This is a genomic window from Streptomyces sp. NPDC028305 (assembly GCF_055569495.1).
The window spans coordinates 1,074,241-1,096,593 of record NZ_JBVHTN010000002.1 but is presented as its reverse complement, the minus strand read 5'-3'; the positions used below and the strand labels follow the sequence as shown (position 1 = coordinate 1,096,593).

The window sequence follows — 22,353 nt, the reverse complement described above, 5'->3', positions numbered from 1 at the left end:
GACTTTCCCTCACCCAGCCGGGACGGCACCCCCGGCAGCCGATCGGCGGGTCGCGACGCGGCCCGGATCGAGGTGGCGAGCACTGGAACTATGTGAGGAGTGCCGATCGTGCGGACGACTCAATCCGGCTTTTCCGTCCTCCTGGGGCCGGACTACGCCGGAAAGTCTTCGGTGATGCCCGAGTTCGCCAGGTCGTCCCCGTCCTGGCGGCTGATTTCCACGGACGAGCGTTTTCTTCAGCCCGCCCACGCGCTGATCGGCCGGCTGCGCAGGGATGTGGCGGTGGATGTGCTGCCTTCCCTGGGGAGGGACTATTCGCCGGAGTTCACGGCCAGCATGCTTCAGACGGCGGTGGTCCATCTGCGGGACCGCATTGAGGAGAGCGACACGTCGTCGCCCACGCTCGTCGACTCGTACTACTACAAGATCTTGGCCAAGTGCAGGCTCGCCGGGCTGTGGGACAACCCGATGTTCACGTGGTGGCGTTCCTTTCCGCAGCCGCGGCGCGTGGTGTTCCTGGACGTGTCCACCACCACGGCCTGGCGGCGCTCCGGCAACGGCGCGGACACCAACCGGCTGGAGTACTACGGCGACCACCCCGACGAGGAGGCCTTCGCGGCCTACCAGACCACGTTGCGGGGTCTGATGCTCGACGAGATCAGCCATCTGCCGGTCACGGTGATCCGGGCGCAGGGCGATGTCGCGCAGACCGCTCAGGCCATACGAAAGGTGTTGTCAGATGCAGACCGCTGAACCCTCGGCCGCCGAGCCCGCGAACACCGGGTCCTCGAACACCGAGCCTCCGCACGCCGAGGACCGGCTCGGCCAGTACCGGGCGCGGGTGTTCGAGGAGCGGAACCGGCTGCGGCGCGCCTTCTCCGACCCGGCGGCCCGGCAGCGCGAGGTCCTCACCGACCTGCTGGCGTTCAACGCGGGCACCGCCTACGGCAAGGCCCACGACTTCGACCGGCTGCGCAGCCTGGACGACCTCCGCAAGGCCGTTCCGGTGCAGGACTACGCGGCGCTCTCGCCGTGGATCGAGCGCATGGCCGAGGGCGAGCCAGGCGTCCTGACCGCCGACCAGCCCGCGGTGTTCTTCACCAGCAGCGGCAGCACGGGTGCGCACAAGAAGATCCCGGTCACCCCGCGCTTCATGCACACCACCTTCTTCCCGTTCTACTACGCCGCGTGGGCGCCGATGGCCGAACACTTCCCGGACGTCCTCACCCGGCCGGACGCGGTGCTCAACCTCAAGCACGACCCGGTCGTCGCTCCCGCCACCACCGCCTCCGGGCGCCCCCATGTCGGGGCCAGCCAGGTGGACTTCGGGAAGATGTTCGGCGAGCACCTGTCGGCCGAGCCCGGCACCTCGGCCCCCTGGGCCGTGCTGCCGGTGCCGGTGGCCGCGGACGACCACGTGGAGAAGATGTATCTGCGGCTGCGCATGGCCGTCGAGAGCGATGTCCGCTGCGTCATCGGGATCAACCCGGCGATGGTGGCCGCGGTGCCGTACCAGCTGAGGCTGTGGTGGCCGCGGATCGTCAAGGACGTCCGCGACGGCACGCTCGGCGGCCACCCGTTCCGCTCGCCGAACCCGGAGCGGGCCGCCGAACTGGAGCGGCTGGAGCGGTACTTCGGCACCGTACGGCCCGCCCACATCTGGCCGAACATGCGGCTGCTGTTCTGCTGGACCACCGGTCTCGCCACGCTCTATCTGCCCCGGCTCCGGGAGGAGTTCGGCCCCTCGGTGACGGCCCTGCCCGCGCCCGTGGCCGCGTCCGAGGGCCCGGTCGGCGTCGCGCTCGACCGCCACCCGACGGCGGGCAGCCTGGTCGTCACGGCCTCCGTGTACGAGTTCGTGGACGCCGACCGCGACCTGGGCCCCGATGTGGAGACGCTCGGACCGCACGAGCTGGAGCCGGGCCGGGAGTACCACGCGATCTACAGCCATGTCGGCGGCCTGTACCGCTACGCGGGCGGCGATGTGGTCCGTGTCGTCGACGTGCCATCCCAGCCCGGCGGTGTGCCGCGGGTGTCGTACGCGGGCCGCAGAAACCTTTCCGACGTGGCCGGGGAGCGGCTGCGCGACGCACAGGTCGTCCGGGCGCTGGAGTCGGCGCTGGGCGGCGCCGGCCTCGCCGTGCGCAACGCCGCGTGCCATGCGGAAACCCCCGACGGCCAAGCGCCCCGCTATGTGTTCGCCCTGGCCGGTGAGTCGGCGTGGAGCGCCGACGAGACTCGGCGGCTCACCGCGGCGCTCGACACCGAACTCGCCCGGGAGTCGGCCGGCTACCGGGCGGCCCGCGACGCGGGGCGGCTGGGCCCCGCCGAGCTGCTCCGGCTCGACCGGGACGCCTTTCTCGAGGAGTGGCAGGACTCCGTCGGCCGCGGGGTGCGCCCCACCCAGGTCAAGGACCGGCTTTTCCGGCAGGACCCCGAAAACTGGCGGCGGCTGACCGGCGCCGTCGCCCGGCAAGGAGACCGATCATGACGCAACTCGACGCCATCGAGCGCACCTGTCTGCTCACCGCCGCGCTCAGGGCCGGGGAGAGCCGCCGGGAGGAGCGGCTCTTCGACGACCCGTACGCCCAGTTGCTCGTCGGCGACGCGGGCCCCGGGCTGCTGGCCGAGATCCGATCGGCGACCTTCCCGGACGGTGAGGTCCCGCGCACGGTGCCGAGCACCTTCGACTTCAACCCCATCCGCACCCGGTTCTTCGACGACTGGCTCCAGCGGGCGGCCGCCGACCCGTCGATGACCCAGATCGTGCTGGCCCCAGCGGGCATGGACTCGCGGGCCTTCCGGCTGGAGTGGCCGGACCACGTCCGCTTCTTCGAGCTCGACCGGCCGACGGTCCTGGAGGTCAAGGAGAAGCTGCTGGCCGCCGAGCGGCCCGGCGCCGAACGCCGCCCGGTCCCGGCCGACCTGCTCGCCCCCGGCTGGGAGGACACCCTCCTGGCGGCGGGGTACGACCCCGGGCTGCCCTCCACCTGGCTCTTCGAAGGACTCCTGTACTACTTCTCGCAGGGCCAGGTCGACGGGCTGCTGCGCCGGGTCGGCGCGGTGACCGCGCCAGGCAGCCGTATCGGCGCGGACCTGGTCAACGACGCGGCGCTGACCGCCCCCAGGATGCGGGGCCTGCTGAAGGTGTTCGCCGACTGGGGCTGCCCGTGGGTGTTCGGCACGGACGAGCCCGAGGCGCTGTTCGCGCGGCACGGCTTCACCGTCCAGGCGGTGCAGCCCGGGGAGCCGCCGGCCCACTACGGCAGGTGGCGGGACCCCGTGCCACCGCGCACGGCCGAGGGCACCGAGAGGGTGTTCCTGGTCCACGGGGGCCGGGCCGCATGACCGGCACCGCGGAACCGGTGCCGCTGCTCCGCGGCGGCGCGGGGCGGTCGCACGGCGCCGCCCCGCTGCCCGGCGGCCCCGGCGGCCCGGCCGCGCCCCGCCACGGCCGGCCCCGGGTCCTGATCGCGCCGGTCACCGTCACCCCCGGCAAGCCGCTGACCCCCAGCCACCTCAAGGGGCTCTTCTGGGTCGATGTGATGTACCGCGCCACCGCGCGGCTGGCCGATGTCACCTACCGTTACAGCCCCACCACCTACCACCCCACCGACCAGACCCTCGGCTTCTGGGAGTATCTGGACCACACGCTCGGTGACACCGACTACTCCCGGCTGTCCGAGGAGGAGATCGGCGAGCTGTACATCGGCTACCGCGCGGACGGCCGCCGGGCACCGGTGTCCGCGCTGCGGCCCTACCTCGACTCGATCGAACACCACGGCTGGGTGCATCCGTCCAGCGCCCGGGTGCTGGAGCTTTGGTCGGCGCAGTACGCGAGGCTCGGGATGCACGACCCCGGCCTCACCGCACACCAGCCGCCCGGCATGACCCTCGACGAGGTGCTGGACCGGCTGGTGCCCCTGGGGCTGTGCCTGGACATGCGCGAGTACGGCGGGCCGGTCTACCTGGACGCCACCCGCTTCGGGCTGCCGCTGCGCCAGATCGCCACGGCGCGGGGACGGCCCAACTACCTGGCCTGCGCGCTGCGCGAGCTGGTCCCCCTCGTCCCCGGCTACGACGAGGTGGTGCTGCTCTACGACCGCGAGCTGGAGCCCGACTACCAGCTGTTGCAGCGGGTGCTGTCGGAGCTCGGCCCCGTCGTACGCCGCGTCCCGGTGGGCCGGGTGCCGATCGACGGCCGGATCCGCTCCGCGCGCCACGGGGACTGGCGCGGCCACTCGGCGGGTGAGCTGATCGAGGCGCTGGGCGCGGACCACGACGACCCGGCGCTGCGGCTCGGCATGCGGCTGTACTTCATCGCCACCCTCGGGCCGGGTGACCGGCAGTCGTTCCGCCCGGACCTGCTGCGCCAGTGCGTGATCCGCGCCGGGCGGATGCTCGCGTCGTACGGGGACCCGGCCGAGGCGGCGGCCGAAGCCGGGCTGACCGGTTTCCTGGAGCGGCAACGCGGCGACCACACCTACGTCGACCCGTACCGGCTGACCTCCGGGCTGCTGGCCAAGCACCGCCCGGCCCCGGTCCACGAGTTGCTCCCGGCGGTGTTCCTGTGAAGCTCTCCCAGGACCTGCTGCGCGCCGAGGCGGCGCGGCGCGTCCGGGTCGCCCGCCCCGATCTGGCCGCGGACCTGGACCTTTCCACCGCCGCCGCCCTGTCGCGGGTGCACGCCCGGATCCAGGAGTCGGTGGACACGGACACCGACGCCCTGCTCGCCGTGTCCGTGGTGCGCCGCTTCGAGCTCGCCGAATGGACCCGTGCCACCTGTGAGTTCGCCATCGGCCTGGCGCCGGAGCGGCTGGCGGCGTGGCGGCGCTCGTTCTCCCGCACGATCTTCCTGGCCGGAAACCCGGACAACCTCGGTGACCGGGTCCGGTTCGACCACATCGCCGAGGACGGCTCCGCCGCGTGGACGGGACCGGCCCCGGCGGGTGCCTCCGCCGGGCTGCGCAGGCTGCTCAAGCTCTTCGACGGCTCCCACGGCCTGCCTGCCCGCCCGGACACAGCGGTCCGGATCCCGGAGGCCATCGGCCCGCGCCACCGGCCGCCCGTGCGGCGCGAGCTGTATGTGGCCACGGCCGGAACGAGCGTCGCGGACTGTCTGGTGCACCTCAACCACCTGCTCGTCGAGGCGGTCCTGGACGGCCTGATCGCCCCTGGGGACACTCTGGTCGTCCGTCAGGTGCCGCGTCTGGTCGGGCTGTCCGGGCCGTACGCGGCCCTGCGGGTCGGCGCGGAGCGGGAACACCCGGACCGGCTGCGGGCCTACGCCTGTCTGACCGAGGAGACCTTGGTCGTGGGAACGGGGTGAGCCCGTCGGCGGTGTCCGGGGCCGACCGGCCGGGGCGCGGGCCCCGGCCGGTCAATGGCTCATGCCCCCGATGTCCCCTGCTCATCGGTGTCATAGGGGCGGGTGAGGATCTCCATTCCATGGCCGGCCGGATCCTTGAAGTACAGGCCGCGCCCGCCGTGGTGATGGTTGATCTCGCCCGGCTGCTTTCCGTGCGGATCGGCGTAGTAGGTGATCCCCGCCTGCCTGATCCGCCCGAAGGCCTCGTCGAACTCCTCGTCGGAGATGAGGAAGGCGTAGTGCTGCATGGTGATGGACTCGGCCGGGATCGTGGCGAAGTCCAGGGTGACCCCGTTACTGGTGGCCACGGGGATGAACGGGCCCCATTCGGCCCCGACCTCAAGATCCAGGATGTTCGCCAGGAACTCAGCGGACTCCCGCTTGTCCTGGGAGTACACGATGGTGTGATTCAACTCGACTGACATGGTGGAATGCCTCCAGAAGGCATGTCCCGGGCACCTCCATGTCTCACCCGGCCGGTGACCGACACGCGATGCCGTACTCACGACCTTAGTCGGCGCCCGCCCACCACGTCGAACGCATGTCAGGGGCGTCAGAGGCCGAGGTCGCTCAGGTCCGGGTGGTCGTCCGGGCGGCGGCCCGGCGGCCAGTGGAACATGCGCTCCGACTCCTTGATCGGCAGGTCGTTGATGCAGGCGTAGCGGTGCGCCATCAGTCCGTTCGCGTCGAACTCCCAGTTCTCGTTGCCGTACGACCGGAACCAGTTTCCCGAGTCGTCGTGGCACTCGTAGGCGAAACGCACGGCGATGCGGTTGCCGTCGTACGCCCACAGCTCCTTGATCAGCCGGTAGTCCAGCTCCCGGCGCCACTTTCGGGTCAGAAAGGCGACGATCTCCTCGCGGCCGTCGACGAACTCGGCCCGGTTTCTCCAGTGTGAGTCCACCGTGTAGGCGAGAGCGACCTTTTCGGGGTCGCGGGAGTTCCATCCGTCCTCGGCCGCACGGACCTTCTGGATGGCGGTTTCCCGGGTGAAGGGAGGGAACGGGGGGCGCGACTCGGCGGGCATATCAACTCCTCACAGCAGAGAACCATCGTTCTCTGCCCCTGTCGGGGACTCTACGAGAACGATGGTTCTCACGCAAGGGCCGCCCGTGGTCAGCCGAAGGCGCCGCTGTAGGCGTTGAGGGCGGGCTGGCCGCCGAGATGGGCGTACAGGACGTTGGAGTCCTTGGGGATGTCGCCGCCCCGCACCAGGTCGATGAGGCCCGCCATGGACTTGCCCTCGTAGACCGGATCGAGGATCACGCCTTCGAGACCGCCGGTGAGCCGAATCGCGTCGACCGTGGAGGCCACGGGGATCCCGTAGAGATCGCCGGCCCACCCCTCCAGCACGGTGATCTCCTCGTCCCTCAGCTCACGCCCCAGACCGATCAGCTCGGCCGTGGCGCGGGCGATCTTCTCCACCTGGGCATGGGTCTCGGCCAGTTTGGCCGAGGCGTCGATGCCCAGCACCCGGCGGGGGCGGTCCTGGCCCGCGAAGCCCGCGATCATGCCGGCCTGGGTGGAGCCGGTGACGCTGCACACCACGATGGTGTCGAAGAAAACGCCCAGCTCACGCTCCTGCGCCTGGACCTCCCGGGCCCAGTTGGCGAAGCCGAGACCGCCCAGCGGGTGGTCGGAGGCCCCGGCCGGGATCGGATACGGAGTGCCGCCCGCGGCGCGGACCTCCTCCAGGGCCCGGGTCCAGCTGTCCTTGAAGCCGATGCCGAACCCGGCGTCGATCAGCTCCACCCGCGCGCCCATGATCCGCGAGAGCAGGATGTTGCCGACCTTGTCGTTGACGGAGTCGGGCCAGTCCACCCAGCTCTCCTGCATCAGCACGGCCTTGAGCCCCAGCTTCGCCGCCACGGCGGCCACCTGGCGGGTGTGATTGGACTGGACACCTCCGATGCTCACCAAGGTGTCCGCGCCCTGCCGGAGCGCGTCGGGCACGAGGTATTCCAGCTTGCGGGTCTTGTTGCCGCCGTAGGCCAGCCCGCTGTTGCAGTCCTCGCGCTTGGCCCAGATGCGGGCCCCGCCGAGGTGGTCGCTGAGGCGGTCAAGGGGGTGGATGGGGCTGGGGCCGAAAAGCAGCGGATAGCGCTCGAAGTCGTCGAGGGACATGGTGGCTCCTTCGCGGGTGCGGGGTGCGAGGGTGTGCTGAGACGAGGGGGATCGGGAGGCGCGGACTACTCGGTGTCGTCCGCCGGTACCACGTCGAGGAGCGGGGCCAGCGTCTGCCAGTTGGCGCGGGCGGCGGCGGCCGCCCCCTCGACGTCCCCGGCCGCGCACAGCTCGATGATCCGCTCGTGCTGCGCGACCGAGCTCCGCCCGCTCAGCGAGCCGAAGCGCTGCCGCTCAAGCCGCCTGAGCACCGGCGTGAACTGCTCGAGGACGCTACGGACCGCCTGGTTGGCGGAGGCGGTGACCGCCACGGCGTGGAAGTCGTCATCGGCGGCGAGCGCGGCCCCGACGTCATTGCGGCGCAGGGCGTCGGCGAAGCGGGCGTTGGCCTCGCGCATGGCGTCCAGCTCGGCGGACGACAGATTCGGCACCGCCTCCCGCACCGCGAGCTCGTGCATCGCCGCCGTCACCGACTGAGCGGCCCGCACCGCCCGGACGTCCAGCGGGCTGACGGTCGTGGAGTGGCCCGGCCTGGTGCGCACCAGCCCGGCCTGCTCAAGCCGCGCCAGGGCCTCCCGGATGGGCGTCCGGCTGATGCCCAGCCACTCCACCAGATCGCCGTCGTTCAGCCGCTCGCCCGGGGCGAGCGTGCCGTCGACGATCGCGTCACGGATCGCCTGATAGGCGCTTTCACGCAGCAGGGGCCTGGAGACGAGCCCTCGGCTCTGGGGTACCGGCATGCGAAATATTGCACGCCGCATATCGTCGCCGTGTCAAGGGTCGGGGGCGGGGAGCCGGGGCGGACGTCAGCCCGTGGAAGCTCTGCTGATCGCGTTGGCGGCCAGCGCGCGCGAGAGGTCACCGGCCACCACGCACAGGACGGTCCAGTCGCCGCGCTCCACGGAGAAGAAGCGGACGAAGTCCTCGCCGTGCTCCGCCAGCGCGGCCACGAACCGCTCCAGGTCGCGCGTCCGACGGGGGCTGGACATCCGCGCGTACTCCTCGGCCCTGGCCCGGTAGCCGTCCGCCAGGGCCGCGGCGCTCCCCAGCCACAGCGGAACCGTGGCGGAGGGCCGCTCGGCGAGCCCCTGAACGCCCAGCTCCGCCGAGCTCCAGCCGTCCGCGAGCAGCTCCTCACAGAAGCCCCCCGCCGCCGTGGCCGGCAGCTCCCCCTCCGCCGCCGCGCCCGCGTCGCTCCGCCCGGGCCGCTCGCCGCCCCGGACCGCGGTGGCGGCCACGCCCCGCGCGAGGTCGTCCGAGACCACGCACAGGACGGTCCAGCCGGCGCGCTCCACCGAGAAGAAGCGGACGGTGTCCTCGCCGTACCGCGCCAGCTCGTCGGCGAACCGCGCCAGCTCGACGGTCCGCCCCGGCGACGCGGACATCAGCTCGCTCCGCAGGGCGTACACCCCCGCCATGGTGGCGGCCCCGGCCCGGGACGCCCGCACCGACCCGGCGCCCCGGCGCTCCAGCTCCTCCAGGGCCAGGCGGGCCGCTTCCCACCCCTGCCGGGCCAGCTGCGCGCAGGCCTGTTGGGCGGCGCGCAGCGGAACCGTGGTCTGGTTCATCTCGTCCATGACCTCTTCAGGATGCCGGAACGTGGAACACCTTGGCGTGGGTGACGGACCCCTCTACCAGGTGTTCCGTCACCCACGCGGTGTCCGGCGTCGTGGCCCAGGACGTGTAGACGCTCCGCGTATCGCGAGAGTCGTCATGAACTCCCGGACACCGCGAGGGGGGTGTCCGCGGCGATGCGTTCGTCACCGCGGAAAGGGTGGCTCCACAGGCCGCGGCGGCGCAGGACCGGCAGTACGCCCTCGCCGAACCAGTACGCCTCTTCCAGGTGCGGATATCCGGACAGGATGAACTCGTCGATGCCCAGGGCGTGGTATTCGGCGATCCGGTCGGCGACCTCGGCGTGGCTGCCCACCAGCGCGGTCCCCGCGCCGCCGCGCACCAGCCCGATCCCGGCCCACAGGTTGGGGTGGATCTCCAGGCCGTCGCGGCCGCCGCCGTGCAGCGCGAGCATCCGCTGCTGCCCCTCCGACTCGCTGCGGCCGAGGCCCTCCTGCACCGCCCGTACGGTGTCGTCGTCGAAGCCGTCCAGCAGCCGCCCCGCCTCGGCCCAGGCCTGCTCGGCGGTGTCCCGGGTGATGACGTGCAGCCGGATGCCGAAGCGCGGGCTGCGGCCCTGCCGCGCGGCCAGCCCCCGGACCCAGGTGATCTTCTCCGCCACCGCGGCCGGCGGCTCGCCCCAGGTGAGATAGACATCCGCGTGCCGGGCCGCCACGGCTCCGGCGGCGGGCGAGGAGCCGCCGAAGTACACCTCCGGGACGGGGTCGGGCAGCCGGGTCAGCTTCGCCTCCGCCACCCGCAGATGGTCGCCGGTCAGATTCACGGTTCTGCCGTCCCACAGATCCCGGACGATGCCCAGGAACTCGCCGGTGCGCGCGTAACGGGCGTCCTTGTCGAGGAAGTCGCCGTACGCCCGCTGCTCCCGGCTCTCGCCGCCGGTGACCACGTTGAGCAGCAGCCGCCCGCCGGTGTGCCGCTGATAGGTGGAGGCCATCTGCGCGGCGAAGGTGGGCGAGAGGAACCCGGGCCGGAAGGCCACCAGGAACTTCAGCCGCTCGGTGCGCTGGCTGACCATGGCCGTGGTCAGCCAGGCGTCCTCGCACCAGGCGCCCGTCGGCGTCAGCGCGCCCACGAAGCCCAGGTCCTCGGCGGCGCGGGCGATCTGGGAGAGGTAGCCCACGGTCGGTGGCCGGTCGCCGCCGGCCTCGGTGACCGGGGTGCCGTGGCCGCCGCCGACGACATGGCGGCTGTCGCCGTTGGTGGGCAGGAACCAGTGGAAGGTGAGGCTCACTCGGGAACTCCGTTCGGGGTGGCGGCGGCAGTGGGGGCGGACGGGGCCGGTGTCAGCCGGCGGCGGCGAGCAGTGGGGTGCCGCCCAGTGCGAGGGAGAACCGGTCGACGACCTGGGCCAGGGCTTCGGCGGAGCCGGGGGCGATGGTGAGCGCGCCGTCCGGCCCGGTCTGGAGATCCTTGTCGAGGGTGAACCAGCCCTGGACGATGTGTCCGGCGCCCATGGAGTTGAGCACCGGCCGCAGCGCGTAGTCGATGGCCAGGACGTGTGCGGTGGTCCCGCCGGTGGCCAGCGGCAGCACGGTCTTGCCTTCGAGGGCGTACTGCGGGAGCAGGTCCAACAGGGATTTCAGCAGGCCGGAGTAGGCGGCCTTGTAGATGGGTGTGCCGATGACGACGCCGTCCGCCCGCGCGAACAGGGCGGTGGCCCGGGTGATGGCCGGGTGCGCGAAGTCGGCGCCGAGCAGGGCCCCGGCCGGGAGCGTACGGACGTCCAGCGGTATCACCTCGTGTCCGTGCCGCTCCAGCCGGGCGTCCAGGTGGCGCAGCAGCCGGGCGGTGCGGGAGGTGGCGGAGGGGCTTCCGGAGACGGACAGGACGGTGGCCATGGCGGACCCTTCGGGACGGTGGTGCGATGCGGTGGTCGGGCCGATCGGCCGGTGAAGGCACGAGAAAGAACTGACGGGGCATCAAAGGGCAACGGCAACGGGCGGCACAGCCGTTACGGACGTCACGGACGTGAGGTGGCGGCGGTGGAAACGCCGTAGCCGGAGGGCGCGCGGCCGGAATGCGTCAGCGGCGGCGCGGCGGGGATGCGAAGCGGAGGTTGACGGGCTCGCTCAGACCCGACGGCAACAGAACGCGCTCGAGACACGCACGAGATCGACGTGGCGCCGCCGCGTGAGGTCCTGTCGCTTCATGTCATCGATCAAATCAGTGGCGGGTACACCGGGTCAAGGAGGCCCGTGCGGGATTCCATATCCCGGAACGCCCGGAACACCCGGCCCGCCCGGCCCACTCGGCCGCCGGTGCGGCTACCGGCTCGCCGTGGGGGCCGGGGGTTCCGGAGGCCCACCGCGGTGGCGCGGCAGCAGGGCGACCGCCGCCGGCGGGAGCGCGGCGAGTACCAGCCACGGCACCGCGGCGGGCAGGCCCGCGTCGAGCAGCGAGCCGGTCGCAGCGCTGCCCGCCAGGACGACGAGGCCGGAGACGGACGACAGCGCGCCGGTGTAGAGGCCGAGCCTGCCTTCTTCGGCGAGGTCGGGCACCCAGGCGCGGGCGGCCGGGACGAGCAGCATCTGGCCGAGGGTCAGCAGCACCACGAGGCCCGCCGCCGGGAGCAGCCCGGCCGCGCCCGTCCAGGCGGCGGGCCGTGCGGCGGCCACCGCGGCGAAGCCCGCGGAGACGAGCAGCAGCCCGGCCGCCATGGAGCGGCGCAGGTCCAGCCGGGCGGCCGCCCAGCGGGTGACGGGCAGCTGGGCGGTCACCACCAGCGCGGAGGAGAGAGCGAACAGCCAGGCCAGCGGCGCCTGCGAGCCCACCGCGCGCTCCACTTCCAGCGGCAGGGCGAGGTAGAGCTGGTTGTACGCCAGCAGGTAGACACCGTACGCCAGACACAGCGCGAGAAAGCGCCGGTTGCGCGCCAGGGTCCGTAGGCCGTGTCCGCATAGTCCCGCCGGGCCCGCGACGCCTGGCACGCTCCCCCCGCTACCGCTGGGTGGTGCCCCCTCCCAGCTACCGCTGGGGGTACCCCCGCGCTGCGTTGTCGGGGTCGCCCAAGTACGCCCAGTACGAGGGCGACCCTCCGCCTTGCGATCGCACGCTCCCCCCGCTACCGCTGGGCGGTGCCCCCTCCCAGCTACCGCTGTGGGGGCACCTCCCAGCGGTAGCTGGGGGCGCCCCCGCGCCGCGGGCTGATCCGACGCGACTATGCGGACACGACCTGGCCCACCCCGGGGCCGGGTGGGCTTGCGGCCGGGGATGTGCTGGGGCAGCAGCCGTAGATGTCCGGCCAGGACGAGGACGAACACCCCCGCCCCGGCGAGGCATACGGCGCGGAAGTCCACGGCCAGCAGGAGCGCGCCGAGCAGCGGTCCGACGAACGCGCCGGCCTGCCCGGCGACGGAGAACAGCGCCAGGACGCGGGTGCGGGGCCCGCCGCCCGCCTCCTCCCAACGGACCGCCTGGCGGGCCACCTCGGACTCCACGGCGGGCGAGAACAGCGCGGCCGCGAAGCCGATCAGCAGCACCGCGCCGATGACCGCCCAGGTCCGCTCCGCCCAGCCCAGCCACGCGAAGCCGGCGATCCGCAGCGCGCAGCCCGCCAGCACCACCGGCCGGATGCCGTACCGGTCGGCCAGTGCGCCACCCACCACGAACAGCCCCTGCTGGCTGAAGGTGCGCAGGCCGAGTACCAGGCCGACCAGCCAGCCGGCCATGCCGATGGCCGTGCCGAGGTGTTCGGCGAGGAAGGGCAGGACCGCGTAGAAGCCGATGTTGAAGGCGAGCTGGGTCCAGATCAGCAGCCGCAGCAGGGGCGGCAGCGGCGGCAACCCGGGGCACCGCCGCCAGGTCCGGGCCGTGGCGGCGGGCGTTCGGACGGGGGTGCCGGTCATCGGGCTTCCTCACGCGCCGCGGAGGACGCCCGACCGCCACGGTCCAGCCATGGCCACCGCACCCCGCCGGACGCGGTGACCGCCAGCGCCCCGAGGACGGCGAGCATCGCGGCGGGGGCGAGCACGGCCCAGGGGGCGCGCTCGGCGTACGGGTGGTTCTCGGCCAGCAGCAGGCCCCACTCGGGGGACGGCGGCCCGGCGCCGAGGCCGAGGAAGCCGAGGGAGGCGAGGGCGAGCGCCACCGAGGGCAGCCGCAGCAGCGCGTGCCGGGTCACCGGTGGCAGTACGGCGGGCAGCAGGGCGCGCCGCAGCACATGTGCCCGTCCCGCGCCGAGTGCGCGGGTGGCGGCGAGGTGGGTGGTGGCGAGCTCCTGCCGCAGCAGGGCGGAGGTGTGCGCGGCCAGCGGGGCCCAGGCGACCGCGGCCACGGCGAGCGCGGGCGTGGCGGGGCCGCCGCCGGTGACTCCGGTGACGAGGAGTCCGGCGAGTACGGGCGGCACGGCGTTGGCGGTGTCGACGAGGGCCGGGGACAGCCGGGGCGCCAGGCCGAGCGCCACCCCGGCCAGCAGCGCCGCGGCGCTGACCGCGAGGGCGAGGGCGAGCGTGGTGAGCGCGCCGTGGCCGACCCGGGCCAGGAGGTCGCGGCCGAGCGCGTCGGTGCCGAACGGATGCGCCCAGGACGGGGCGCGCAGCCGGGCGGCGGTGTCCAGCGCGAGCGGGTCGCGGGCCAGGCCGAGGGCGATGACGCCGAGCAGCAGCGCGCCGTGGACAAGGGGAAGGCGGCTGCGGTCGGGGGCGTCCGGCCGGTGCAGGGTGACCAGCGCGCCGTCGCGCAGCGCGGGTCCGAGCAGCGCGCGGCCCGCGAGCCGGGCCAGGCCGCTGACGGCCGCGGCGAGTGCCACCAGGGCGAGCGTGCCGGTCTGGAGCACGGGCAGGTCCTGGGCAATGGCGGCGTCCAGGGTGAGCCGGCCGAGCCCGGGGATGTCGAAGATCTGCTCCACGGCGACCGCGCCGCCGGTGAGGCCGACCACGAAGAGACCGAGGTTGGGCAGCAGGCCTGGGAGGCACCGGCGCAGCGCGTGCCGGGCGATGCGCCGGCCCGGGATGCCGCGGGCGGCGGCGGCCCGCGCCCAGGGCTCGGCGAAGGCGCCGGGCAGGGCGTCGTCGAGCATCCGCCCGAGCAGCGCCCCGGTGGGCAGGCCGATGGCCAGCGCGGGCAGGACGAGCCAGCGCGGGCCGTACCAGCCGAGCGCGGGCAGCCACCCGAGCTGCACCCCGACCACGGTGGCCAGGACGGAGGCGGTCAGGAACTCGGGCAGCGCGGCGAGCATCGCCGCCGCGCCGCCGGTGCGCCGCCCGGTGAGGGCGCGCCGCGCGCCGAGCCGGAGGGTGCGGGCGCACACGGCGGCGGCGGTGACGGCGGCGACGGCCAGCGCGGCGGCCATGAGCAGCAGCGAGGCGCCGAGGGCGGTGGTGACGGCGGGCAGCACGGCGCCGCCGGAGATCCAGGAGTGTCCGGCGTCGCCGTGCAGCAGCCCGCCGAGCCACCGCCCGAGCAGGTGCACGGGGCCCGCGTCGAGGCCGAGTTCACCGCGGATGGCGGCCAGCACCTCGGGGGCGGGGTCGCGTTCGGCGGACCGCGCCTCGAGCACGGTGAGCGCCGGGTCGGTGCGGGAGAGCCAGGGCAGCAGACCGATGCCGCACAGCAGGGCCGCGACGACGACGGCGCGCCACAGCGCGCCCGGTGCGCCCCGGCGTATGGCGCTCAGCGCCGGGTCCCGGGGCCGATGAGGGTGCGCTCGTACGGGTCGAGGAGGACGCCGTGAACCGAGGTGCGGACGCCGTGGACGATCCGCTGGTGGACGAGCGGAACGGTCGCGTCCGTGCGCAGGATCTCGGCCTCCGCCGCCATCGCCGCGCCCTGCCGCCGCGCGGGGTCGGCCGTGGTCTCGGCCTCGGCGACCGCCCGGTCGACCCGCTTGTCGCACAGCAGCGCCAGGTTGTAGCTGCCGTCGCAGGTGAAGTCGCTCGCGAGGACGGAGACCGGGTCGCCGGTGTCGAGCATGGTGTTGCGGGCGCCGACGAACGCGTCGAACTTGCCGGCCAGCGCGTCGCCTTCGATCCGCGAGGACTCGCGCACCTCCACCTCGACCGTGAACCCTGCCTTCTTCAGCTGCTGTTGCAGCACCTGCGCGACCTCGGGCAGCTCGGGCCGGTTGTCGTAGGTGGCGAGGGTGATGGCGGTGCCGTGGACGCGCGCGGCCCGCGCCCGCCCCTTCGGCTCCTCGCGCTTGTCCGCCGCCCAGCTCAGGGCGGGCCCGAACACGCCCTGCCCGCGGTCGGCGTATCCCTCGTACACGTCCTTGGCGAGGACCGAGGTGTCGACCGCCGCGCGGGCGGCGGCCCGCACCTTCGGGTCGGCGAAGGGGCCGGAGCGGGTGTTCAGCTGGAGGCTGGTGGTGCGGGTGGTGGCCAGTTCGCGGGCGGTGCCCTTGTCGAGGGAGGAGACCTGGGCGACCGGCACGGCTTCGGCGATGTCCACCTCGCCGGTGCGCAGGGCGTTGGTGCGGGCCGTGCCGTCGGCGATGAACCGCGCGTCGATGCCGGAGGCCTGCGCCCGGCCGCCCCAGTAGTCGTCGAAGCGGTCCAGGCCCGCCCGGTTGCCGCCGCCCGTGCTGGTCAGCTCGAACGGCCCGGTGGCGGTCCCGGCCGGATCGACGGTGCCCTTCTCGCGGTAGGCCTTCGCGGACAGCACGGCCAGGCTCGGGCTGGACAGCCGCAGCGGCAGCGCCGGGTCGGGGTCGGTGGTGGTGACGCGGACCTGCCGCTTTCCGGCGGGCTCGACGGTGAGCCGCACCCCGGAGAGCGCGGCGGGGGCCGGGTCGGCCCGGGTGGCGTGGGTGAGGGCGGCGGCGACCGCGGCCGGGGTGAGTTCGGTGCCGTCCTGGAACCGGGCCTCGCGCAGGGTGAACACCCAGGCGCGCTCGCCCTCCTGACGCCATGACTCGGCGAGCGCGGGGGACGCTGCGCCGTTGGCGTCCAGCCGGGTCAGCCCCTCGGTGACACCGAGCCGGCTGAGCAGGGTGGCGTCACTGCCGTACGGCGAGAAGTTCTCGGCGGGCGGGAAGGCGAGCGCGACGCGCAGCCGCTCGCCGGGGCCGGAACCGGAGCCGGACGGGGAGGACTTGTCCTCGGCCGCGAAGCAGCCGGAGAGCAGGGGGGCGAGCAGCAGGCCGGAGAGCAGCCGACGGCGGCGGGCGAAGCGCATGGTCCTCGTTCTCCACGGGTTCTACGAGCGGGACGCCGCACAGGTTACATGATTATCGTTTCCATTAATGCTGCCCCCAGGGTTGGGCTGCCCTCGCAGGGCCACCTCGAAGTGCACGACCCGCTCCCCGCCCCCGGATTCCGCCCGCTCGTCGCACACCACCTCCCCCAGGGACCGCCAGAAGGCCTCGGCGCCGGGCACGGCGGGGTCGGTGTGCAGATAGACCGAGCGATAGCCGCCGTCCGCCGCCGCGAAGTCCAACAGCCGGGCCACCAACTGCCGGGCCAGCCCCCGCCGCCGGTGTTCGGGCCGCACGTACACCCGGCGCAGCTGCGCGGTGCGCCCCGAGGGGTAGCGCTCGGCGAGCGCGCGGGGGTTGGGCGGATGCGCGGGCCCCCGCGAGTCGAGCGCGGCCGTCGCCACGACCCGCCCGTCGCACCCGTCGACCGCGACGAGCAGGGTGTGCCGCGCGGAACGGAGGTAGGCGCCCTCCGGATCGACGATGTCGCCGTGCCAGCGCGGCACATATCCCGTACCGAAGTCCCGGTACACGGTGTCCAGCATCACGCTCCGGGCACCGTCGAGGTCTTCGGGCGTGGCCGTCCTGATGCGGTAATCATGCACTTGCACATCATATGCATCAAGGATCGCGGCGACGCAGCACCGCATACCCCCCGGCGAGGGCCGCCACCGTCCAGGCCAGCAGGATCACCAGGGCGACCCCGGGGCCGAAGTCCCGGTGGCCGATGAAGGACTCGTCCACCGAGACCACCTGCATCATCACGGCCCCGGCCTGGTCGGGCAGGAACTGCGCCACGATCCGGATCTTCGGGATGTTGCCGAGCCCCTGCGAGTTGAGAAAGAGCAGCGGGATCAGGATGCCGAGGGTGAGCGACGTGCTGCGCAGCATCGTGGCCACTCCGATCGAGAACGCGCACATCAGCGTCAGATACGCCCAGGCGCCGAGGACCGCGCGCGGAACACCGGGGTCGCCGAGGGACACGCCGTGCGGGCCGAGCGCCCACTGCGCGGCGAAGAAGGCGGGGAACACGGTGAGCAGCGAGAACACCATCGCGGTCAGCGTCGCCGCCGCCACCTTGGCGCCGTAGAACAGCCCCCGGCGGGGCACCGCGATGAGCGAGGCGCGGATGGTGCCGCTGGTGTACTCGGCGCCGATCTGGAGCACGCCGAACACGACGAGGGAGATCTGGCCGACCATCAGCCCCAGGAACCCCGCCGCCACGGGGTCGAAGTTCTCCTGCTGTTCCTGGTTCATCCGGGAGAAGCCCGCGCTCAGGGAGTGGCCGACGAGCAGGCCCAGACCGACGCTGAGCAGGAAGGCGAGCAACAGGGTCCAAAGGGTCGACCGGACCGTACGGATCTTGATCCATTCGGCGGCGAAGGCTGCGCGCACCCGGGTCGTATCCATCACCGGACACCTCCCGCCCGGTGGTCGCCGGCCTCCCCCGTCAGCCGCATGAACGCCTCTTCGAGCGAGGCCTGTTGCGCGCTGACCTCGTGCACGGTCAGCCCCTGGGCCGCCGCCAGCTCCCCGACCGCCTCGGACCGCGCCCCGTAGGCCTCCAGCGCCCCGTCGGCCGACCGCCGCACCCGGACGCCCGTGGCCGCCAGCGCGGCGCGCATCCGCTCCGGCTCCGGCGTGCGGATCCGCACGTACGAGCTGGAGTTGGCCTCGATGAACTCCCTTACGGTGGTGTCCGCGAGCAGCCGGCCGCGCCCGATCACGATCAGGTGTTCCGCGGTGAGGGCCATCTCGCTCATCAGATGGCTGGAGACGAACACGGTCCGGCCCTCCGCGGCCAGGTCCTTCATCAGGTTCCGGATCCACAGGATCCCCTCGGGGTCCAGCCCGTTGACCGGCTCGTCGAACAACAACACCGACGGATCGCCGAGCAGCGCCGCGGCGATGCCGAGCCGCTGGGCCATGCCGAGCGAGAGGCCCTTGGCCCGCTTGCGGGCCACGCCCGCGAGCCCCACCAGCTCCAGCACCTCGCGTACCCGCTTCTCGGGGATGCGGTTGCTGCGGGCCGGCCACCGCAGGGTGTCGTACACGCTGCGGCCGGCGTGCACCGCCCGGGCCTCCAGCAGCGCCCCGACCCGGCGCAGCGGATCCGGGAGCCGGCGGTATCGGTCTCCGTCGATGAGAACGTGGCCCGTGGTGGGGCGGTCGAGGTCCAGCATCATCCGCATCGTGGTGGACTTGCCCGCCCCGTTGGGCCCGAGGAAACCGGTCACCCGGCCGGGCCGCACGGTGAAGGACAACCCGTCAACGGCGGTGGTGTTCCCGTACTTCTTGCTGAGGTCGCGCACTTCGATCACGCCGTTCACGCTAGGCAACGGGCCCGGCGCCGGGCTGTCGCCGAAAGTCGCCCGTCGCCGGGACCAAAGTCGACACCATCGGCCAGGCCTTAGCCTGCTGCCATGAGCCTGCTGCCCCTCGGCCGACCTCTGCTGGCCGCCGCCGTGTTCGTGGCGGACACCGCGCTGTTCGTGGCCACGCCCCACGGCGGTGCGCTGCCCTGGGCCGCCGTGGCGTACGCGCTCGCCGTGGCGGGCGTGCTCGCGCTGGGCGAGCGGGCCCCGGCGGCGGCCTTCACGGCGTGCCTGCTGCTGTCCGCCCTGGCCGGGGGCTCGTATGTCCTGCTGTTGTGGGCCGCCTACCAGGCCGGACACCGCGCGGTGGCGCGGCGGGACACGGCCCAGGTGGCCGGTGCCGCGCTCGGCTGGCTCGCGGTGGGGCTCGTGGCCCGGCCCGCGGACGCGCCCGCCCTGTCGCAACTGATGGCGCTCTTCGTGGTGTTCGTGGTGCTGCCCCTGCTCGTCGGCCGGTATCTGGCACAGCATCGGCGGCTGGTGGCCGAGCTCGGCCGGCGCAACCGGCGGCTGCGCCGGGAGCGCGAGCTGCTGGCCGAGCGGGAGCGGCTGCGCGAACGGCTGCGGATCGCCCGGGACATGCACGACTCCCTCGGCCACCGGCTCAGCCTGGTGTCGGTCCAGGCGGCGGCGCTGGAGGTGGCCGAACTGCCTCAGCGGCAGCGGGAGGCGGTACGGCAGTTGGCGGGGACGGCGCGTGGCGCCATGGACGAGCTGCACGAGTTGGTCGGCGCCCTGCGGGGAACGGACGAGACGGCCGCCCGGGGCCCCGGGGCGGAGGCCGTCGACGACGTGGTGGCGGAGTTCCGGGCGGCCGGGGTGCCGGTGACGCTGCGGCGGGGCGGGGAGCCCCGCCCGCTGCCCCCGGCGGCCGGGGAGGCGGTGTACCGGACCGTCGAGGAGGGGCTGACCAACGCGGCCAAGCACGCCCCGGGTCGCCCGGTGACGGTGTGCCTCACCTGGGAGCCGGACGCGCTGCTGGTCACCGTGGACAATCCGGTTGCGGAGGGGCCGCGGGATCCCGGCGGGGCGGGCGGCGGACACGGGCTGCGCGGGCTGGACGAGCGGATGCGGCAGGTCGGCGGGTTCGCCGACCACCGGCTGTCGGACCAGGGTTTCCGGCTGGTGGCGATGGTGCCGACCGCCGCCGCCACCGACACTGGCGAGGGGGACGAAGTGCCGCCCGCGGTCGGGCATCTGCGCACCGCCGCGCTCGGATTCGCCACCGCCGCCGTGATGTTCGTGGTGCTGCCCGTGGGCATGCTGCTGGGGGTGAACTGAGATGATCAAGGTGTTGGTGGCCGACGACGAGCCACTGATCAGGGCCGGTATCCGCACCGTGCTCGAGTCTGCGCCCGACATCGAGGTGGTCGCCGAGGCGGAGCACGGCCGGGCCGCCGTGGCCGAGGCGGTCCGGCATCGCGTGGATGTGGCCCTGGTCGACATCAACATGCCGCACCTGGACGGGCTGGGCGCGCTGGAGGAGCTGCGGCGGCAGGCGCCCGAGCTGCGTACGGTGGTGCTGACGGCGTTCGGGGCTGAGCCGAACGTGTTGCGGGCGCTCCAGGGCGGCGCGGCGGGATTCGTGCTCAAGAACTGCACGCCCGACGAGCTGATCCGCGCGGTGCGGGCGGCACACGGCGGCGAAGCCTATCTGTCCCCCGGGGTCACCCGGCCGGTGCTCGACCTGATCGCCCCGGTCGCGGCCCGGCGCCGCCGGGAGGCCGTGGAACGCCTGACCGCGCTCACCGAGCGCGAGTCACAGGTGCTGCGTCTGGTGGCCGAGGGCATGTCCAACGCCGAGATCGGCCGCGCGCTGCACATGAGCGAGAAGACCATCAAGACGTATGTGAGCCGTGTGCTGGCCAAGTTGGACTGCTCGAACCGGGTCCAGGCGGCCCTGCTGGTCCGCGACGCCGGCCCCGCCGGGTGACACGGCCGCCCAGGCGTCAGCCCCCGCTGGGCGCGTTCTCGATCCAGTACTGCTTCACCAGCGTCTCGAACTGCTCGGCATCGCCCTCTCCGAGCTCGACCGGGCGCGTCTCGCCGAGGGCGGCGCGCACCCGGTCGGCCACCTCCGCCGCCCGCGCGCCGGAGGCGTAGACGCCGAGCACGAGCACCGTGGCCCCGTCGTCGTCGGCCCGCTCCCGGGCCCGATCGTCACGGCCGAGAGTGAAGCCCCAGGGCACCTCGCACGGGCCGTCGTGCCCCTCTTCCGGGCACAGCAGGCGGGCGATGGGGTCCTGAAGGGCCAGGGCCTCCTCGCTGTCCGCGAAGCCGTGCACACGGATCTCGTACACCCCGGGCTCTTCTCCGGCCGTCATGTCTCCCCCGTGCACCGCGTTTTCGCCCGGCCCCCCGGAGGCGGGCCCGAGCATGATCGTCCTGGATAGCACAAAGGTGATGGGCACGGCCACCGCCGCGGCCATCAGCGGGGCCGCCCGGTCCCCGATGTGCACCAGGTCGACCAGGACATAGACCCCGCCGGTGGTGATGACGAAGTTGGCGGCCGTGGTCAGGGGGAAGAGCAGGAACTTCCGCCAGGTGGGGCGGGTACGGTAGGTGAACCAGGAGTTGAGCAGGAACGAGCCGACCGTGCTGAGGGCGAAGGCGGCGACATGGGCCACGAGATACGGCAGCCGGCGCAGAAAGCACAGATACATGCCGTAGTACGTGGCGGTGTTGACGACGCCGACCAGGCCGAATCTCACGAGCTGGCCGAGCAGGGGGCGATGCATCACCGGACGAGGTCCTTCAGCTGGTCGTTCAGCGTGGCGGCGGGGACCGCGTTGGTGGACTGCACCAGAAAGTGCGGGCGCCGCTTGACCTCATAGTAGATGCGGCCGATGTACTCGCCGATGACGCCGACCATGACCATCTGGACCCCGGCCAGCGCGGTGATGACCACGAGCAGGGTGACATAGCCGGGGGTGTCGACCCCGTTGACCGCCGCGCTGCCCACGATCCACACCGCGTACAGCGCGGCCACCGACACCAGCAGCAGGCCGAGGTAGACCGCGGCGCGCAGTGGCTTGTTGTTGAAGGAGATCAGCCCGTCGGCCCCGTAGTTGAGGAGCTGGCCGAAGGTCCACTTGCTGCGGCCCTCCTCGCGCACGGCGTTCTCGTACTCGAAGGTCACGCTCGGGAAGCCGACCCAGGCGAACAGCCCCTTGGAGAAGCGGTTGTACTCGGTGAGCTCCAGCACGGCGTCCACCGCGCGCCGGGACAGCAGCCGGAAGTCGCCGACGCCGTCGACGAGCTCCACGTCGACGAAGCGGTTGATGAGCCGGTAGTAGGCGCGGGCGGTGAGCGCCCGGGTGACCCGGTCGCCGTCCCGGGTGCGCTTGGCGATGACCTGGTCATGGCCCTGGGCATGCAGCTCGACCATGCGCTTGACCAGCTCCGGCGGGTGCTGGAGATCGGCGTCCATGAGGACCACGGCGTCGCCGGAGGCGAACCGCAGCCCGGCCAGCATCGCCGCCTCCTTGCCGAAATTGCGGCTGAAGGAGACGTAGCGGACCCGGGGATCGGTTTCGGCCAGCTGTTTCAGAAGAGAAAGCGTGCGGTCCTTGCTGCCGTCGTCCACATAAAGGAATTCGAAGTCGTGTCCGACCGCCTTGAGTTCCCGGGTGAGGTGTTCATGAAAACGACCGATCACGGCTTCTTCGTTGTAGCAGGGTACGACGATCGAAATCAGCATGGTCTCCCCCGTGAGGAAT

At 73.0% G+C, this 22,353-nt stretch carries 22 protein-coding genes and 1 pseudogene; 7 read left to right on the top strand and 16 right to left on the bottom strand.

What is annotated here, in order from left to right; translation table 11 throughout:
- The first annotated feature begins 108 nt into the window (after window positions 1–108).
- Genes ACZ4WQ_RS10950 through ACZ4WQ_RS10930 form a run of 5 tightly spaced genes read left to right on the top strand, consistent with a single transcriptional unit; the run spans window position 109 to window position 5,329 of the window.
- Window positions 109–753: a hypothetical protein gene (locus tag ACZ4WQ_RS10950; RefSeq protein ID WP_398376877.1), complete on the top strand. Its 645-nt coding sequence runs from the start codon at window positions 109–111 to the stop codon at window positions 751–753.
- Entirely contained in the window at window positions 740–2,491 is a 1,752-nt protein-coding gene (locus ACZ4WQ_RS10945) for a GH3 auxin-responsive promoter family protein (protein ID WP_385349959.1), read from the top strand. Before ACZ4WQ_RS10950 ends, ACZ4WQ_RS10945 begins: the two co-directional genes overlap by 14 nt.
- Window positions 2,488–3,348, top strand: a complete 861-nt coding sequence (locus ACZ4WQ_RS10940) for an SAM-dependent methyltransferase (protein WP_398376874.1) — start codon at window positions 2,488–2,490, stop codon at window positions 3,346–3,348. Before ACZ4WQ_RS10945 ends, ACZ4WQ_RS10940 begins: the two co-directional genes overlap by 4 nt.
- Complete coding sequence (locus ACZ4WQ_RS10935; protein ID WP_398376873.1) at window positions 3,345–4,574, top strand: hypothetical protein; 1,230 nt, start codon at window positions 3,345–3,347, stop codon at window positions 4,572–4,574. Before ACZ4WQ_RS10940 ends, ACZ4WQ_RS10935 begins: the two co-directional genes overlap by 4 nt.
- Window positions 4,571–5,329, top strand: a complete 759-nt coding sequence (locus tag ACZ4WQ_RS10930; protein ID WP_398376872.1) for a DUF6182 family protein — start codon at window positions 4,571–4,573, stop codon at window positions 5,327–5,329. Before ACZ4WQ_RS10935 ends, ACZ4WQ_RS10930 begins: the two co-directional genes overlap by 4 nt.
- Window positions 5,330–5,388: 59 nt before the next feature.
- Here the strand turns inward: ACZ4WQ_RS10930 and ACZ4WQ_RS10925 are convergent, their stop codons facing one another.
- The 14 genes from ACZ4WQ_RS10925 to ACZ4WQ_RS10860 all read right to left on the bottom strand — a co-directional run bounded on the left by ACZ4WQ_RS10925 (window position 5,389) and on the right by ACZ4WQ_RS10860 (window position 18,580).
- Complete coding sequence (locus ACZ4WQ_RS10925) at window positions 5,389–5,793, bottom strand: VOC family protein (RefSeq protein ID WP_311723030.1); 405 nt, start codon at window positions 5,791–5,793, stop codon at window positions 5,389–5,391.
- Window positions 5,794–5,921: 128 nt separating this feature from the next.
- Complete coding sequence (locus ACZ4WQ_RS10920; RefSeq protein WP_311723031.1) at window positions 5,922–6,395, bottom strand: nuclear transport factor 2 family protein; 474 nt, start codon at window positions 6,393–6,395, stop codon at window positions 5,922–5,924.
- An 89-nt stretch (window positions 6,396–6,484) separates the two neighbouring features.
- A complete protein-coding gene (locus ACZ4WQ_RS10915) occupies window positions 6,485–7,492 on the bottom strand; it encodes a 1-aminocyclopropane-1-carboxylate deaminase (RefSeq protein ID WP_398376871.1) in 1,008 nt (335 codons plus the stop codon).
- A 65-nt stretch (window positions 7,493–7,557) separates the two neighbouring features.
- Window positions 7,558–8,232, bottom strand: coding sequence for a GntR family transcriptional regulator (locus ACZ4WQ_RS10910; RefSeq protein WP_311723033.1), 675 nt, complete (start codon window positions 8,230–8,232; stop codon window positions 7,558–7,560).
- Between the two features lie 66 nt (window positions 8,233–8,298).
- On the bottom strand, window positions 8,299–9,069 hold the full coding sequence (locus ACZ4WQ_RS10905) for a hypothetical protein (protein ID WP_398376870.1): 771 nt from the start codon (window positions 9,067–9,069) through the stop codon (window positions 8,299–8,301).
- A 134-nt stretch (window positions 9,070–9,203) separates the two neighbouring features.
- Window positions 9,204–10,358, bottom strand: a complete 1,155-nt coding sequence (locus ACZ4WQ_RS10900) for an LLM class flavin-dependent oxidoreductase (RefSeq protein WP_398376868.1) — start codon at window positions 10,356–10,358, stop codon at window positions 9,204–9,206.
- A 52-nt stretch (window positions 10,359–10,410) separates the two neighbouring features.
- Entirely contained in the window at window positions 10,411–10,965 is a 555-nt protein-coding gene (ssuE, locus tag ACZ4WQ_RS10895; protein WP_311723036.1) for an NADPH-dependent FMN reductase, read from the bottom strand.
- Window positions 10,966–11,196: 231 nt separating this feature from the next.
- A complete protein-coding gene (locus ACZ4WQ_RS10890) occupies window positions 11,197–11,277 on the bottom strand; it encodes a putative leader peptide (protein ID WP_352135355.1) in 81 nt (26 codons plus the stop codon).
- 114 nt (window positions 11,278–11,391) lie between these two features.
- On the bottom strand, window positions 11,392–12,972 hold the full coding sequence (locus tag ACZ4WQ_RS10885) for an MFS transporter (protein ID WP_398376867.1): 1,581 nt from the start codon (window positions 12,970–12,972) through the stop codon (window positions 11,392–11,394).
- Window positions 12,969–14,732, bottom strand: coding sequence for an ABC transporter permease subunit (locus ACZ4WQ_RS10880; protein ID WP_398376946.1), 1,764 nt, complete (start codon window positions 14,730–14,732; stop codon window positions 12,969–12,971). The genes ACZ4WQ_RS10885 and ACZ4WQ_RS10880 overlap by 4 nt, the downstream gene beginning before the upstream one ends.
- 5 nt (window positions 14,733–14,737) lie before the next feature.
- Entirely contained in the window at window positions 14,738–16,240 is a 1,503-nt protein-coding gene (locus tag ACZ4WQ_RS10875; RefSeq protein WP_398376865.1) for an ABC transporter substrate-binding protein, read from the bottom strand.
- A 21-nt stretch (window positions 16,241–16,261) separates the two neighbouring features.
- Entirely contained in the window at window positions 16,262–16,864 is a 603-nt protein-coding gene (locus tag ACZ4WQ_RS10870) for a GNAT family N-acetyltransferase (RefSeq protein ID WP_398376864.1), read from the bottom strand.
- Between the two features lie 16 nt (window positions 16,865–16,880).
- Window positions 16,881–17,669: an ABC transporter permease gene (locus ACZ4WQ_RS10865; RefSeq protein ID WP_398376863.1), complete on the bottom strand. Its 789-nt coding sequence runs from the start codon at window positions 17,667–17,669 to the stop codon at window positions 16,881–16,883.
- Window positions 17,669–18,580, bottom strand: a complete 912-nt coding sequence (locus tag ACZ4WQ_RS10860; RefSeq protein ID WP_398376862.1) for an ABC transporter ATP-binding protein — start codon at window positions 18,578–18,580, stop codon at window positions 17,669–17,671. Before ACZ4WQ_RS10860 ends, ACZ4WQ_RS10865 begins: the two co-directional genes overlap by 1 nt.
- A gap of 102 nt (window positions 18,581–18,682) precedes the next feature.
- On the opposite strand from ACZ4WQ_RS10860, the gene ACZ4WQ_RS10855 reads away from it, so the two are divergent.
- Together ACZ4WQ_RS10855 and ACZ4WQ_RS10850 are read left to right on the top strand one after the other, a co-directional pair.
- A complete protein-coding gene (locus tag ACZ4WQ_RS10855) occupies window positions 18,683–19,915 on the top strand; it encodes a sensor histidine kinase (protein ID WP_398376860.1) in 1,233 nt (410 codons plus the stop codon).
- A gap of 1 nt (window position 19,916) precedes the next feature.
- Window positions 19,917–20,567 carry a response regulator transcription factor gene (locus ACZ4WQ_RS10850; protein ID WP_358843641.1) on the top strand — a complete coding sequence of 217 codons (651 nt, stop codon included), beginning with the start codon at window positions 19,917–19,919 and terminating at the stop codon, window positions 20,565–20,567.
- A 424-nt stretch (window positions 20,568–20,991) separates the two neighbouring features.
- Here the strand turns inward: ACZ4WQ_RS10850 and ACZ4WQ_RS10845 are convergent.
- Window positions 20,992–21,372 (bottom strand): annotated as a pseudogene (locus ACZ4WQ_RS10845) (GtrA family protein); the annotation flags it as partial.
- Window positions 21,372–22,334 (bottom strand): glycosyltransferase family 2 protein, encoded by a 963-nt coding sequence (locus ACZ4WQ_RS10840; protein WP_311723347.1) that lies wholly within the window; start codon window positions 22,332–22,334, stop codon window positions 21,372–21,374. The pseudogene ACZ4WQ_RS10845 and the gene ACZ4WQ_RS10840, both read right to left, overlap by 1 nt.
- Window positions 22,335–22,353 lie beyond the last annotated feature (19 nt).